This window comes from Candidatus Neomarinimicrobiota bacterium, from assembly GCA_016784545.1.
Taxonomy (GTDB): Bacteria; Fidelibacterota; UBA8477; order UBA8477; family JABMPR01; genus JABMPR01.
In genome coordinates this window covers 23,170-38,197 of sequence record JADHUM010000006.1, presented here as the reverse complement: position 1 = coordinate 38,197, position 15,028 = coordinate 23,170, and the positions used below count along the sequence as shown (strand labels likewise).

Sequence of the window (15,028 nt, the reverse complement as noted above, 5' to 3'; positions counted from 1 at the left end):
GGATTTTTTAACTGGGAAATTATGTTTGACATGCCACAGGGCGCCGTTTAGATTAGGTCGCTTTTTTGTGACCATAGATGGTCATAGATCCAGAATGAGAAGGAATAGAATTGAAAACGTATAATGTAAAAGCAAGTGAAATCGTAAGAGAGTGGTGGATTGTCGATGCAACTGATAAAACGCTCGGCAGACTCTCAACTACGATTGCTCAAATCCTGAGGGGAAAGCATAAACCAACATTTGTTCCCCACCTTGACAGCGGTGATTTTATCGTTGTTACAAATGCAGAAAAAATTCGTGTCACAGGAAATAAAGAAGAACAAAAAACTTATTTTCGCCATAGTGGCTATCCAGGTGGAGCTCGGTTTACATCCTTGAAGCAATTGCGCGAGAAACATCCAGAGCGGATTCTCGAACATGCAGTAAAGGGTATGCTCCCACATAACCGTCTTGGTCGTGCCCAGATCAAGAAGCTGAAAATTTATAAGGGTGATTCTCATCCTCATGAGGCACAACAACCAAAACCACTCGAGGTAGGCTAGTCCATGAGTACATCAACTACATTTTATGCCACTGGAAAACGCAAAAGCTCAATTGCTCGCGTTTATATGACCCCTGGCAAGGGCATTATTAAAGTTAACAATCGTGAGCTGGATGAATATTTCGGTCGTAAAACACTGAGGATGATTGTTCACGAGGCATTAGAGTTAACGGAGAATTCAGGTCGATATGATATCTCTATTAATGTTAATGGTGGTGGATTGTCCGGACAGGCTTATGCAATTCGGCATGGTATTTCACGTGCTCTGCAGGGTGATAATAATGAACTAAGGCCCGTGCTGAAAAAAGCCGGTCTGCTGACCCGTGATGCTCGTAAGAAAGAGCGTAAAAAATACGGTTTGGCCGGTGCTCGTAAAGCCTATCAGTTCTCAAAACGTTAAAAAGTTTTTTCAGGAGTTTTAATGCGCAATATTTCGCTAGAGGATTTACTCGCTTCCGGAGCCCATTTTGGTCATATGACCAGTAACTGGGACCCAAACATGGCTGACTATATCTTCACCAAGAAAAATGGTGTTCACATCATTGATCTGTACAAGACCATTGAACAGCTGAATAAAGCTGTTGATCTGGTAAGCTCGACAGTTAAAAAAGGTGGATCAGTTCTTTTCGTAGCCACGAAAAAAGCTGCAAAGACCGTTGTCGAAGAGGAAGCTGATCGCTGTGGTATGTTCCATGTAACTGAACGTTGGTTAGGTGGTACGCTGACAAACTTCATGACCATAAAAAAATCTATCAAACGCTTACATTTACTTGAAAAAGATGAAACCAGTGGCATTGCAGAGACCTTGACTAAAAAAGAGCTGCTGATGCGGACCCGTGAACGAAATCGTTTGCAGACACAGCATCGTGGTATCAAGGATATGCGCCGTCTTCCTGATGTAGTCATTGTTGTCGACGCAAAAAAAGAGACCATCGCTATTGCTGAGGCTCTTAGACTGGAAATTCCAATTGTAGCTGTTGTTGATACAAATACTGATCCTCGTAAAGTTGATATTCCGATTCCAGCAAATGATGACTCCATTCAGGCAGTTCGATTACTTATGGGAACCCTTGCTGATGCAATTCTTGAAGCAAAAGGCATTTCCAACGTAAAAGAAACTGAAGAAGTAACCGCTTAAGACCCGAAAATTTAAACCTGGAGAATATGTAGAATGGCTATAACAGCTGCTGCGGTAAAAGAGCTGCGTGATAAAACTGGTGTCGGCATGATGGAGTGCAAAACAGCACTTGCTGAAGCCGATGGAAATATTGAAAAGGCAATCGAACTCCTTCGTAAAAAAGGGATGGCAAAGGCTGCCAAAAAAGCCGGCCGCACCACCAAAGAAGGTCTGGTTTTCAGCTATATCCATGCTGGTGGTAAGCTTGGGGCTCTGGTTGAAATCGCCTGTGAGACTGATTTTGTTGCCAAGACTGACCAATTTTTGGAATTAGGCCATAGCATTGCCATGCATATTGCTGCTGCAGGTCCCGAGGTTGTCAAACGTGAGCAGGTTTCTACTGAAGCTTTAGATAAAGAGGCAGAAATCTTCAAAGTACAAGCCTTGAATGAAGGCAAACCTGAAGCCATTGTTGAAAAAATTGTGACTGGTCGTTTGGAAAAATACTATAAAGAAGTTGTTCTCATGGAACAGCCCTATGTAAAAGATCCAGAAAGAACCATTACTGATCTGCTAAATGAGACTATCTCATCCCTTGGTGAAAATATGTCTGTAACACGCTTTCAGCGTTTTGCAGTCGGAGAGTCCGTCGCCAGCGCAGAATAATCCTATAAAATATAGGCGGAAATATGTCAGCCGGATCGATCTACAAGCGTATACTCCTTAAACTAAGTGGTGAATCGCTTGCAGGTGATTCGGCTCTTTCTATTGATACACATGTCCTGGATCAGATGACCTCAGACCTCCAGGCTGTTGTAGACCTGGGTGTAGAGGTTGGCATCGTCATCGGGGGAGGTAACATCTTCCGTGGACTCTCTCAAAAAGCCAAAGATATGAATCGGGTTGCAGCTGACCATATGGGTATGTTAGCAACCGTGATCAATGCAGTTGCTTTGGGGGATGCCATTAAACGCAGGGGAATGAAGGCCAGTGTCCTGACAGCCATAGAAATGAATGAAATTGCTGCACCTTTCTCCCAGAGAAAAGCGATTCAGGAACTGGAATCAGGAAAAGTTGTCATATTTGCTGCAGGTACGGGCAATCCCTTCTTTACCACAGATACTGCTGCTGCCCTAAGGGGTGTCGAAATCGAAGCAGATGTTCTCCTAAAGGGAACGAGAGTAGAGGGTATTTATTCAGCCGATCCCGAAAAGGACCCAGACGCTGAATATTTACCCCATTTAAGTTATGATGAAGTAATGAATAAAAATTTGCGTGTAATGGATCAGACTGCTTTCGCGCTGTGTCGCGAAAATAATCTTGCGGTTCATGTCTTTAATATGGAAATTCCAGGAAATTTATTAAAAGTGATACAAGGCGCTGCCATTGGATCTGTAGTAGGAGGTAATCATGCTGAATGAGTTGTTTAAAGATGTCGATCATAGAATGAGTATGTCTGTGGAGCATGTCAAACATGAGTTTACTGGTTTACGTAGCGCCAGAGCCTCTGTGACCCTTGTAGAGCACATTAAAGTTCCCTACTATGGTAATCCAACCCCTCTGAATCAAGTCGCAAATTTAAGCGTTCCAGAACCGCGACTCATCGTCGTCCAGCCCTGGGATAAAAGTCTTATGGCTGAGATTGAAAAAGCAATCATGGCAGCTGATCTGGGCTTAAATCCAGCAAATGATGGGGTCAATATTCGCATTCCCATTCCTGCTCTAAATGATGAACGTCGCCAGGAGCTTATCCGGCACATGCATAAGCTGGCCGAAGAAGGTCGAGTTGGCGTTCGTAATGTTCGCCGGGATGCCAATGATCATATCAAAAAGGCTGAAAAGGATTCTGAGATTTCAGAAGACAATTCTAAAAGAGCCACAGCAAATGTTCAGGAAATGACCGACAAATATATCAAAGAAATTGATTCTGCGGTTAAGTCCAAAGAAGAAGATATCATGACTGTTTAATCGGCCACCTATTTTCCATTAAAAAGAGGCTGTCTCAAATTCTGAGACAGCCTCTTTTGGTATATAGGAATGTTTGGTTCGGAGTTCTCTAAAATGTCACGAGTAGTATCCATAGAGATTCATTTTCATTAAGGAATTGGATACAACCAAGGCAAACAGCTTAACTCCCACTTTTTTACAACGAAGTAAACGAAAAGAACGAATAGCCTTATGTAGATTCGTGTTCTTCGTCAGACTTGTCTATCAAAACCCATAGGGTGTAGATAGATTCGTTGTGAGAGTAAATTAAAGCCCTGGCGTGGTCCATATACTCAATTGGCACATCTTTGAAGTCAACTTTAGAGCGAGTTAACTCGGTTTTACCTGTATAATAAAAAAAGAGACCGCCCTTTTGGACAGCCTCTTTTTATTTTTGTGGAGCTGTGATTTAGAGCTTATCTGCGTTTTTCTCCAGATAAGATGCGACACCAGCAAAATTCTCCTGCATTGTGTCATCACCTTCCTGCCATCCAGCAGGACAAACTTCACCATGTTCCTGGTTAAAAGCAAGTGCATCAACCATACGCAGCATCTCATCAACATTTCTACCCAGGGGCAAATCATTGATTACAGCGTGACGAACAATGCCTTCCTCATCAATCAGGAAAGAAGCTCTCAAAGCAACATCGCCATTAACTGTGGTTTCTTCTTCACCATCTTCAGTTAAGACGGCTGCCGGTGTAGCTCCTTTGAGTACATCATATGATCTGGCAATTTTCTTTTCAATATCAGCAAGAATCGGATACTGAATATCACCGATACCACCTTTTTTAATCTCAGTGTTCTTCCAGCCAAAGTGGCTCCACTTTGAATCAACTGAACAGCCGATTACCTGCACACCACGCTTTTCAAAGTCTGCGAGACGGTGGTTAAAAGCTAGAATCTCAGTTGGACATACAAATGTGAAATCCAGGGGATAAAAGAATAAGACAACTTTTTTGCCTTTATAATCAGCTAAACTGATCTCTTTAAATGAATTATCGCCCATGATGGCGGTTGCTTTAAAATCTGGTGCTGGTCTTGTAACTAACATATGATTTATTTCTCCCTCTAGTTGTTTTGGGTTCACCCCATTTAATTAAGTAGTAATCATTACTGTTTAATATAGATTCAAACGATACGGCTGCAAGTGATTATTGAATGATAATCAAGGTAAAAAGGGCACTATTTCGTTTGGAATACTGCCATAGTGTTTGTCAAAATAATTATTTGATATTCATGGCTTATTGATGTAAACTCAGCCTATAATTGTACCATGCACCGCAAAAATTACCTATGAAAGGGTCGTCCATTGAATAGACACTTCAAATATTTATTTTCAATCTTGATGCTACTCCCAATCCTGCTCTCTGCCCAGATTCAGGATCGATATTTAGCCAGTACCGTAGAAAAATATTTTGCCAGGAATAGAACGGCTCCAACCATCATTTCCGCTGAGGTGGTTGATGATATTATGTACGGGAGAACGCTTAAAATCAGGATCCTGGGACATCGTAATAGTGAAAATGAAGATCTCGGATTCGCCTTCGGTGCCGCTGCTGCTGTTGCCAACCAGGCTACTAACCAACTTGATGCGTTATGGATTGAAATGGATGTGCGCTATAAAGCCGTGGAGACCACAGTTGCAGTCGCTCCAGCGCTTTGTAGCATTGAAGCCATCGTCCATAAAACACGGAGTTTTGGAGCGTGGTGGGAAGACTGCCTCGAAATATTGTAGCTTTACACATTAGTTGCAGCATTTCCTGTTGACCTTGTATTATGGGTCATCAATTATCAGGAATTAATGTGCTGCATAGTTGTTGCAGGTTGGAATGATCTTAACCCTCGTTTAGATTGTCGAGGTTTTTTTAATTATAGAGGAGTTTTAACATTATTATGATTGCAAACATTATGCTTATGGCATCCCCATCAGGCGGAGAAGCTGGAAACCCAATCTTGAGTTTCCTCCCTATTATACTGATGTTCGGTGTATTCTACTTTTTACTCATCAGACCTCAGACGAAACGTGCAAAAGAGGCTGAAAAAATGCGCACAGAACTCAAGAAGGGTGACCATATTGTCACCGCTGGCGGAATTCATGGCACCATCGAAGGTATCAAAGACAATGATATTCTTTTGGTGAAAACAGCTACTGATACCAAATTACATGTTGGAAGATCTGCCGTCACTACGGTGAAAACCAAATAGTTTCTATGGTGTACCAAATTCAAACCTACGGCAAGCAAGTCCTCAGGACAAAGACTGAGAAGATTCCTCAGATTGATGACGATTTGAGGAAAATTGTCGCCAATATGTTTGAAACCATGTATGCCGCGGAAGGAATTGGTTTGGCCGCACCACAGGTTGATAAATCCATTCGACTATTTGTTATCGATCTTTCTCCCATAGATGAGGAAGAGGGTAGACGAGTCTTTGTCAATCCCCAGATTATTGAGTTTGGCGATGAGAACGATGAGTACGAAGAAGGTTGTCTAAGCGTTCCTACCGTGCGTGAAATTGTTACCCGTCCAACCAGTATCAGAATTACCTATCAGGATATGAATGGCAAACACTTCGATGAAGAAATTGACGGTTACCTCGCCAGAGTCATTCAACATGAGTATGATCATCTAGAAAAGACACTTTTTATTGATCACTTGAGCTCATTGAAGAAATCACTTCTCAAGAAAACGCTTAAAAAGATTGCCAGCGGGGAAATAGAAGTCGAAGCATCTGAAAACTTTGAGCTCTAGAGTAGCCTGAGCACCCCATCAATAACAAGTGCTACTCATGGTTGGACTGGAACTTGAGCCAGCTGCCTGTCCTCTTAATTGAGGCAATATGGTCTGAAACATTATGAATAATTCAACACCATTAAAAGTAATCTTCATGGGAACGCCTGATTTTGCAGTACCTGCTCTCAAAGCCTTGAACGAGAGCCCCCACTCTATCCAGGCTGTTGTAACAGTTCCAGACAAGCAGCAGGGCAGAGGGCGGCGCGAGAGGCCTTCTGCTGTTAAATCAGCTGCCCTGGAATACAATCTGCCAATACTCCAGCCAGAAAAACTCACAGAGCCTGATTTTATTGAGACTCTCAAAGGATATGCCCCCGATGTGATTGTTGTGGTGGCCTTTAGAATCTTGCCCGAGGCAGTCTTCACCCTCCCCAAATATGGATCTTTCAATCTCCATGCTTCCCTGCTCCCCAAATATCGGGGAGCGGCCCCCATTTACTGGGCGCTTTTGAATGGGGATTCTGAAACGGGTCTAACCACATTTTTTCTAAAGCGAAAAGTGGATACTGGAAATATTATCATGCAGGCGACGACTCCTATCCTTCCAGAAGACAATCTGCATACTCTGTATACAAAATTATGTAATTTGGGTGCTGACCTGGTCGTGGAGACTACCAACCTTATTTCCATGGGTACCGCTCTTGCCGGTGAGCAGGACAATAGCCTGGCGAGTCCAGCTCCAAAAGTTACTTCAGAAACCCGACTTTTACACTTCGATGAAAGTGCTGAGCAGTGTCACAATCGAATCAGGGCATTTGCACCCACACCAGGTGCCTACACCTATCGAGATGGTGCTCTGCTTAAAATATTGTCATCCCGGAAGGTTGCAGGTCATGGGATTCCAGGCACTATTATTAACATATCAGACGATTCCTTTACAGTCGCTTGCCAGGAAGATGCGCTTGAGATTGTGTCCATCCAGCCCGAGAGTAAAAAAGCGATGGATGTAGCATCATATCTGCGTGGATATCCAATTGAAATTGGTGAAACGCTTGGCTAGTTCACCACGCGAATTGGCCTATAAGGCGCTTCTAGCAGCTGAGAAGGACCAATCAACAGGAATTGATGAGCTCCTCTCCACCTTTCTCCAGCAAGGTGAACTAACACAACAGGAAAAACGCTGGATTATGGAGCTGGTCTATGGTGTGACGCGGATGAAACTCCAGTTGGATGCCTGGATTGAGATGGCCTTTAAAGGTCGCTACCGCAAAGCTCAACACTCAGTTAAGAGTCTCCTCCGCATGGGAGCATTTCAGCTCAAATACATGCAGACTTCTGAACACGCAGCCATCAATGAAACGGTTGCCTTGAGCAGAAAGGTTAAACAATCTCAGGCCAGCGGGCTTGTGAATGCAGTTCTCCGTAAAATTCAATCACTGGAACTCAAAGATTTATTGAACCACTACGAAGATGAGATGGACCGATTATCCATTGAGACCTCACATCCTCAGTGGCTTCTGGAAAAATGGATATCCAGGTATCCACTTGATGAAGTGTCTGCCCTATGTAGCCATAACAATACGGCTCCCAAAACATGGATCAGACGAAATATTCAAATTGTAGGTGCTGAAGATTTTGAGTCTTTTCTGGATGGTTTGGATATAAAACATAAAAAATCAGATGTCTTAGATGTGTTCTACGAAATAGGAAGCGCCTCATCCCTGTTTAGCACAAAAGAATTTCATGGGGGATGGTTTTCATTCCAGGATCTTGCAGCTGGTCTTGTTGCATCCTTAATCGATCCTGAATCAGGGGATACCATAGTTGATGCCTGTTCAGCACCAGGTGGAAAAATGGCATTTATCTCTGAACTGTCTGGGGGACAGGCGAAAATAATCGCCTGCGATGCCAGCCACTCAAGATTGGCAAAAGTGCGGGAGAATATTTTACGGCTGGGGTTGAAACAGATTGAAGTACTTGAATTGGATGCGGCCGTTGCACCATTGCCAGCAGCCAACAAAATCCTCTTAGACGTACCTTGTTCTGGAACTGGGGTCTTAAATCGCCGTCCTGATGCCAGGTGGAAACGTCAAGCTTTGGATATCATATCTCTGACTGGTATTCAATCAAATATTCTCACAAATAGCTGGAAATATTTAGCACCTGGTGGTTTACTGGTATATGCCACCTGTACCCTGGAACCTGATGAAAATTGGGAGTTAATTGATTCGGTACTAGAACATTTAGATCAGGCCAGTGTTGAAGCTATTGAACATGAAAACCTGAAACCATACATTGATGAAAGAGGTGCGTTGTCTACATTACCGTGGCGTCATGATATGGATGGAATGTTCGCAGTAAAAATTAGAAAAGCGCTATGAAATTTATTAGAGACTATTTTTTCATTTTTATGGGTATCGGTATTGTGGCTGCACTGGCCTTCAATAATGTCATTCTACCCCTGTATGTGAACTGGAATAATGAGATTCGGGTCCCCAGTCTAACTCATACTGATCTGGATCAGGCCACCAAAATACTCAAAGAACGGACACTGGAATGGACCATTAAGGATACCATTTTCAGAAGAGATATTCCCAGCAGATTTATTATGGACCAGTATCCTGAAGCCGGTCAAATGGTGAAGGAAAACCGAAAAATTCAACTCACGATCAACCTGCCACCAGCAAAACTTGAGATGCTCGACCTTATCGCTTTTACAGAAAGACAGGCTACAATTGCAATTGATCGCCTGGGTTTGGTTCTGGTTGAAACCAGGAGAGATTCTTCAGATCTATACGAACGGACTGTTGTGATGAAGCAATCCGTGCTGGCTGGCATGCCTGTAGCTCCTGGTGATTCTATCGTAATCACAGTAAGTCTAGGGAAAAGAAATCTAAAGAAAACAATGCCTGATTTACGCAACAAAGGGCTGGACGAAGCCAGACGAATCCTGGAATCTGAAGGATTTACAGTGGGAAATGTTCAAACTACTGAAGATTCAGAATTACTGCCCAATACAGTTGTCTCACAATCAGTAGTTGCCGGAAGAGAATTTCCCCGAGAAAGAGTTATTTCAGTAGACCTTATGATTACGGACGGCTTCTAGTGGCAATCAATATGCGAGCTCAAATTTCACCCTCTGTTCTTTCAGCCGATTTTTCAAGACTGGGGGAGCAAATAAATTCTGTTGCAGCTAGTGGTGGGGAAGTATTGCATCTGGATGTCATGGATGGTCACTATGTTCCCAATTTGACCTTTGGACCTATTGTGGTCAAGGCCATCCGCAAAATGACAGACATGATTCTGGAAGCCCATCTTATGATTTCAGAGCCTGACCTTTACATTGAGAATTTTATTGAAGCCGGTGCTGATATTGTCCTGGTACATCCATCAACCTGTAACTCTGTTGAAGACACCTTGAAAAACATACGGTCGCTGGGGGCAAAAGCAGGTCTCGTTGTTAATCCTGATGAAAAGTTATCCCTGGTAGAACCCTATTTGGGTATCATGGATCAATTACTCATTATGTCAGTAGTGCCTGGTTTTGGTGGTCAGTCATTTATGCCAGAAGTTCTTAATGATCTCCCTGGATTGCGCCAGGCCCTTGAGGACCATGGAGTTTTGGTTGAAATTGATGGAGGCATCAACAAAACCACTATCGGTTCAGTATTGGATAAGGGAATACACCGTTTTGTAGCCGGTTCAGCCGTTTTTAATAAGCATGCCACTCCAGGGGAAAATTTTAATTTGCTTCAAAGCTTAGCCACTGCCAGTAAATGAGTTTATCCAAGCTTCAAAGTCATGAACTCATCCGCAAGGCTATTCATTTAAGCAGTAGCATTATCCCATTATCCTATTGGTTTCTGGGGGGCAGACATCTCACACTCCAGATAGTCATAATTCTTTCCCTGGGTTTTCTTACGGTTGATTTTTTACGATTAAAATCAGCAGAGATCGGAAAAGTGTTCATGCATATATTTGGATCTGCACTGAGACAGCATGAACAGAAAAATTTAACAGGAGCAACCTATGTCTTTACAGGTTCGGTTGTCGCTATCTTTCTATTCCCAAAAGAAATAGCTGTTCCTGCGCTTTTAATCCTATCCATATCTGATACCCTGGCAGCTCTGGTAGGAATACCATTTGGAAAGCATAAATTCTTGAAAAAATCGGTTGAGGGAAGTACTGCGTTTTTTGTCAGTACAACCACTATACTCATACTATTTTATCCTGAGGCTATTATCATTAATATTCTCATTGCAGGAATTGTTACGCTTGCTGAAGCCTACCCCATGCATCTGGACGATAATTTCCTCATACCCATTTTGTCAGGTACTTTATTAAGTTTCGCAAGTTTGTTATAGTTCGGTTCGGAATCCCAAAATGACATTTTTAAATCCTATCTTTCTCTGGTTTCTGCCACTCATTTCAGTTCCCATCATCATTCACCTTCTCGCCAAACGGAAAAGCAAGCTCATTGATTTTCCATCTCTGAAATTTTTAAAGCTATTGGAACAGGATGCACTCCGAAAATTCAATGTGAAGCAACTCATTCTACTCATCATTCGAACGCTGATGATCCTGCTGCTTATACTCGCCTTTGCCAGGCCTGGTCTTGATCGAACTGATGGGTTTAGATTGAACTCAGGTAGTATTGATCTGCTTGTTGTTGCTTTCGATAATTCAGCTTCAAATCAATCCAATTTTGAGAGGTATGATAGAACCATGCTGCAAGGATTTAGTGATGAGTTGAAAGCGAAGGGGTTTAAGGTAGTGTACTGCGGCTTGAATGATCTCGTACTCCATGAAAAAATGGATGAGATTACAGCGAAGTTTTCAGACATTTATGATGGCGACTTCATAGAGGCGTTTTCTGAGCAAATCGATTTGGAGCAGTATGAACGAAAATCTATCCTTTGGTTGGGTGATGGTCAGGATGCGCGCCTCGGAATGGAAGCCCTGGATGGGTGGAGTAAATATTTATTGCTAACCCCTGTGGTTAATGACGCTGCCATCAGCAATATTCAACTTCCTGGACAGGGAGTGCGTCTTGGTGATACATATGAAATTACCATCGATCTTGAGCGTTCACCCGAATTTCAGGAGGCGCTTAGTCTGGAACTTTTGATTAATGAGAAGAGACAGAATCAGCTTGTGGTTGAAGGCGGCAAAAATGCAACCCTCATGACAGCCCAGGTTGAAGAGGGTGGTTATCAGAGTGGCCGTTTGATCCTGACAACCGATGAATCAAGTTATAACAACGAGAGACACTTCATCCTACCTGCTGAAGGTACTATCCCGGTGCAAATACTGCGCTCAAAACAAATTCCAGATTTTTGGACGATTATTAAATCATCGGTTGAGGATCAAGAATTAAACCTGGATGTACGCGTTTTGGACTATGCCGAAATTGACAATGTGGACCTCAGTAGAGGTGGCACTGTCATTGTGGCTGATCCCAAATTGCTGGTCCAGTATAATTGGGATCGCCTGGAAACTTTCGTGAGTGGTGGTGGGCAACTTGTTCTGTTTGGAGATGGTGGCAAAGCGATGACCGAATTGCTGGGCTTCAAGTCTCAGCTGATTGAGGAAACCAATCCATATCCTCTGGGACTTTTCCTCACGGGCTCTGCAACAAAACTTTTTAACACATCTCCACTGCGTGAGATTATTAAGCAGGATAGGCTCAAGGTCTTCAAACGCTATAAAACGGATGGCGATGAATTGGGAGAAACGTGGGTTCGTTATCTGGACGATCAACCCTTCATGGGATCCAGGATGCTGAAAGAAGGAAGAATCGTGTGGTTCAACACAGACTTTGGGTTGAGTGCCAATAATCTACCGGTTCTAGGTATGTTCCCCACGCTTATTACCCAGTTAGCCCAATCTCAAGCTATCAAAACTCAAACTGAACTATACAACGCTATCATCGGTGACACCTTGAAATTTTTCCCCACGTCACAGGCTAATGACAACAGTCCTTTCAGTGTTCAGCGTCCTGATGGCACCACGGATTATCTGTCACCTGATGTGAATTATGTGCTTCACTACCCCAACACGAATATACCAGGTATCTACAAGCTGACACGGGGGAGGCAGGTATTGCAGCCCAGAGCAGTGAACATCTCAAGCCATGAAGCCCAGGCACATGGACCTGTTTATACATTTGGGGATACGGATATATTCGTAAGTTCTGTTGCTCCAGAGGTAACTGAGGAGATATTGGATCAAGGGTCTAACCTGGCTCTGTGGCCATTCCTTTTTTTACTGACATTCCTACTATGGCTGGCAGAAACCTATCTATCTAGAATTAAAGCGAATTGGCGGCAAAATGTTTGAAACCACTATAGAAAAAGAAAAAGCTCTGCTTGTAGGAGTTGTTCACGGTCAGCAATCAGTCTCTGATGTTGAAGAAAATCTGGCTGAGTTGGGACTTTTGGCAAAGACTGCTGGAGCCATCGTGAGTGGCGAGATCATTCAAAAACGCAATCAGGTTCATGCAGCGCTATATGTTGGGAAGGGCAAGGTAGAAGAAATTGTCGCCAAGGTGGAGATGCTCAAAGTTGATTTGATCATTTTTGACGATGAACTCTCTCCCGCCCAAACGAAAAATTTGCAAAAGCTGTTTGACAAAGCCCGTGTCATAGACCGAAGTGCTTTGATTCTTGACATATTTGTTCACCACGCCAGCAGCAAGGAATCAAAAACCCAGGTTGAATTGGCCCAACTTCAATATTTGTTGCCCAGGCTTACAAGGGCCTGGACTCACCTGGAAAGGCAACGTGGGGCTACTTCAACTCGTGGCGGTATGGGAGAGACACAGATTGAAATAGATCGCCGTCTTGTTCGGAATCGCATCTCCATGCTCAAGAAGGATTTGAAGAAAATTGAAACCCAGCGAGACACCCGACGCAAGCAACGCGAAGATATGTTTAAAGTTGCCCTCGTCGGATATACCAATGCTGGAAAATCTTCATTGATGAATCTTTTTTCAGATGCAGGAGTCCTGGTCGAAGACAAATTATTTGCCACCCTGGACACAACGGTACGGAAAATCACCATCCTTGACAATGAAATTCTGTTAAGTGATACCGTGGGATTTATACATAAGCTACCCCATCATCTAGTAGCCTCATTTAAAAGTACCCTGCAAGAGGTCCGCCTGGCGGATTTGATACTGATTGTTATTGATCTCAGTGATACCCAGTATGAGAAGCATTTGCGCACAGTTAACGAAGTATTGATGGACTTGGGTGTGTCAGAGAGTCAGACCTTGACGGTCTTTAATAAGATCGATCTCATCACAGCTCAGGAGACCCTTTCAGGCGCGCTTAAGGAGCACAGCGATGCGGTTCCAGTTTCGGCCCTGCGACAGGTCAATATTAAGCAGCTCGAAGAGAAAATTATTGAAATCAGGCAAAGTGGCTATGTGATAGAGACTCTGAAATTAGATCATTCACAGCAAAAATTCCTGGCTTCTCTACATCGAACAGCAGAGGTCCTCAACATTGAATATGAGGAGGATTATATCCTTGTAGAAGTCCGGGTAAGAGCCAGCGCACTTGATCAGATCAGAATAGAAACTCAAAACAGGTCCGCTCAATAGTGAAAGCACCAAAAATAGGCCTCGTTCTTGGGAGCGGCGCCTCCAGGGGCTGGGCACATATCGGTGTTATTGAAGCTCTGGAAAAACACGGTGTGCAGGTGGGTGTCATTACTGGAGCCAGTGCAGGTTCTTTTATTGGGGCTGCCTATGCTGGTGGAGGTTTGGATCAGGTCAAAAAGTTTGCCCTGGATATGGATTGGAAAGCGGTTCTGTCCTACCTCGATCTGGCTTTTCCTCGGTCAGGTTTTATTGAAGGTCATAAAGTGGCTAAACTCATCGAACTTTTTACCAAAATTGATAAATTTGAAGACTTGAAGATTCCCCTGATCATGGTTGCCACAAATATGTTCACCGGGAAACAAGTCACCCTCTCCAAAGGGAGTATCAATCAAGCACTTCGGGCCAGCATGGCAGTACCAGGCTTACTGACTCCAAAATTAATTAATAATGAATGGCTGGTTGATGGAGGCGTTGTTAACCCTCTGCCGATTGATGTTTGCAGGGATGCCGGTGCTGATATCGTGATTGCTGTAGATATAAATTCTGAACGGACGGCCAACAGAAAGCATCTTCCCCAGGATGCAGACTGGGTCAAAAACGCAGCAGAGATGGAGAAAAAGAGGTTAGAGGTTATCAAGTCCTGGACGGACAAATTTGGATCAACGGGCAAATCCTTAGGCTCAAAAATTGATCAGTGGTTTACCAGGGAAGCACCCTCACCTCACATTTTTGAAGTGCTTGGATCATCCTTAAATATCATGCAAAAGAAAATTGAAGCCATGAATCTTCAGACCCATAAACCAGATATCCTATTGGCTCCACGATTGGGCGATATGCATTTTTTTGACTTTGACCATGCCGAACGAGCCATCAATGAGGGCTATAAGTGCTGCGAGAAGTCAATTCCGGATATTTTTGAGAAAATAGACGATTATTACCGAAAAAATTGAAATACACCTTCTAAAATTACCCTTCAAAAAAAATATTTTTTTAAATCCAGCATTTAACTGAATAATCTTTTGCTATTCGAACAGCAAGGCACT

The 15,028-nt window shown here is 43.2% G+C and carries 18 protein-coding genes; 17 read left to right on the top strand and 1 reads right to left on the bottom strand.

What is annotated here, in order from left to right; translation table 11 throughout:
- The first annotated feature begins 110 nt into the window (after positions 1-110).
- From rplM to frr, 6 genes are read left to right on the top strand one after another with little or no spacing between them, the layout of a single operon-like run.
- Entirely contained in the window at positions 111-542 is a 432-nt protein-coding gene (rplM, locus tag ISR87_02580) for a 50S ribosomal protein L13 (protein ID MBL7024316.1), read from the top strand.
- Positions 543-545: 3 nt separating this feature from the next.
- Positions 546-941, top strand: a complete 396-nt coding sequence (rpsI, locus tag ISR87_02575) for a 30S ribosomal protein S9 (protein MBL7024315.1) — start codon at positions 546-548, stop codon at positions 939-941.
- Positions 942-962: 21 nt separating this feature from the next.
- Positions 963-1,679, top strand: a complete 717-nt coding sequence (rpsB, locus tag ISR87_02570; GenBank protein ID MBL7024314.1) for a 30S ribosomal protein S2 — start codon at positions 963-965, stop codon at positions 1,677-1,679.
- Positions 1,680-1,712: 33 nt separating this feature from the next.
- Positions 1,713-2,324: a translation elongation factor Ts gene (tsf, locus tag ISR87_02565; protein MBL7024313.1), complete on the top strand. Its 612-nt coding sequence runs from the start codon at positions 1,713-1,715 to the stop codon at positions 2,322-2,324.
- Positions 2,325-2,347: 23 nt separating this feature from the next.
- The gene (locus tag ISR87_02560; protein ID MBL7024312.1) at positions 2,348-3,079 is read left to right on the top strand and encodes a UMP kinase; all 732 of its coding nucleotides are present in this window, start codon (positions 2,348-2,350) and stop codon (positions 3,077-3,079) included.
- On the top strand, positions 3,069-3,626 hold the full coding sequence (gene frr, locus ISR87_02555; GenBank protein ID MBL7024311.1) for a ribosome recycling factor: 558 nt from the start codon (positions 3,069-3,071) through the stop codon (positions 3,624-3,626). The genes ISR87_02560 and frr overlap by 11 nt, the downstream gene beginning before the upstream one ends.
- A gap of 427 nt (positions 3,627-4,053) precedes the next feature.
- Here frr and ISR87_02550 read toward each other — a convergent pair whose 3' ends face one another.
- Positions 4,054-4,698 (bottom strand): peroxiredoxin, encoded by a 645-nt coding sequence (locus ISR87_02550; GenBank protein MBL7024310.1) that lies wholly within the window; start codon positions 4,696-4,698, stop codon positions 4,054-4,056.
- 258 nt (positions 4,699-4,956) lie between these two features.
- Here ISR87_02550 and ISR87_02545 point away from each other — a divergent pair, with 258 nt between their 5' ends.
- The 11 genes from ISR87_02545 (at position 4,957) to ISR87_02495 (ending at position 14,935) form a co-directional block, all read left to right on the top strand.
- Complete coding sequence (locus ISR87_02545) at positions 4,957-5,382, top strand: hypothetical protein (protein MBL7024309.1); 426 nt, start codon at positions 4,957-4,959, stop codon at positions 5,380-5,382.
- 158 nt (positions 5,383-5,540) lie between these two features.
- On the top strand, positions 5,541-5,852 hold the full coding sequence (yajC, locus tag ISR87_02540) for a preprotein translocase subunit YajC (GenBank protein ID MBL7024308.1): 312 nt from the start codon (positions 5,541-5,543) through the stop codon (positions 5,850-5,852).
- A gap of 5 nt (positions 5,853-5,857) precedes the next feature.
- Positions 5,858-6,397, top strand: coding sequence for a peptide deformylase (gene def, locus ISR87_02535; protein MBL7024307.1), 540 nt, complete (start codon positions 5,858-5,860; stop codon positions 6,395-6,397).
- A 103-nt stretch (positions 6,398-6,500) separates the two neighbouring features.
- Positions 6,501-7,439: a methionyl-tRNA formyltransferase gene (locus ISR87_02530; protein ID MBL7024306.1), complete on the top strand. Its 939-nt coding sequence runs from the start codon at positions 6,501-6,503 to the stop codon at positions 7,437-7,439.
- Entirely contained in the window at positions 7,432-8,760 is a 1,329-nt protein-coding gene (gene rsmB / locus ISR87_02525; GenBank protein ID MBL7024305.1) for a 16S rRNA (cytosine(967)-C(5))-methyltransferase RsmB, read from the top strand. Before ISR87_02530 ends, rsmB begins: the two co-directional genes overlap by 8 nt.
- Complete coding sequence (locus ISR87_02520) at positions 8,757-9,485, top strand: PASTA domain-containing protein (protein ID MBL7024304.1); 729 nt, start codon at positions 8,757-8,759, stop codon at positions 9,483-9,485. The genes rsmB and ISR87_02520 overlap by 4 nt, the downstream gene beginning before the upstream one ends.
- A gap of 11 nt (positions 9,486-9,496) precedes the next feature.
- A complete protein-coding gene (gene rpe, locus ISR87_02515) occupies positions 9,497-10,159 on the top strand; it encodes a ribulose-phosphate 3-epimerase (GenBank protein ID MBL7024303.1) in 663 nt (220 codons plus the stop codon).
- On the top strand, positions 10,156-10,743 hold the full coding sequence (locus ISR87_02510) for a phosphatidate cytidylyltransferase (GenBank protein MBL7024302.1): 588 nt from the start codon (positions 10,156-10,158) through the stop codon (positions 10,741-10,743). Before rpe ends, ISR87_02510 begins: the two co-directional genes overlap by 4 nt.
- A gap of 19 nt (positions 10,744-10,762) precedes the next feature.
- A complete protein-coding gene (locus tag ISR87_02505; protein ID MBL7024301.1) occupies positions 10,763-12,718 on the top strand; it encodes a BatA domain-containing protein in 1,956 nt (651 codons plus the stop codon).
- Positions 12,711-13,985 carry a GTPase HflX gene (hflX, locus tag ISR87_02500; GenBank protein MBL7024300.1) on the top strand — a complete coding sequence of 425 codons (1,275 nt, stop codon included), beginning with the start codon at positions 12,711-12,713 and terminating at the stop codon, positions 13,983-13,985. The genes ISR87_02505 and hflX overlap by 8 nt, the downstream gene beginning before the upstream one ends.
- On the top strand, positions 13,985-14,935 hold the full coding sequence (locus tag ISR87_02495) for a patatin-like phospholipase family protein (GenBank protein ID MBL7024299.1): 951 nt from the start codon (positions 13,985-13,987) through the stop codon (positions 14,933-14,935). Before hflX ends, ISR87_02495 begins: the two co-directional genes overlap by 1 nt.
- Positions 14,936-15,028: the final 93 nt, after the last annotated feature.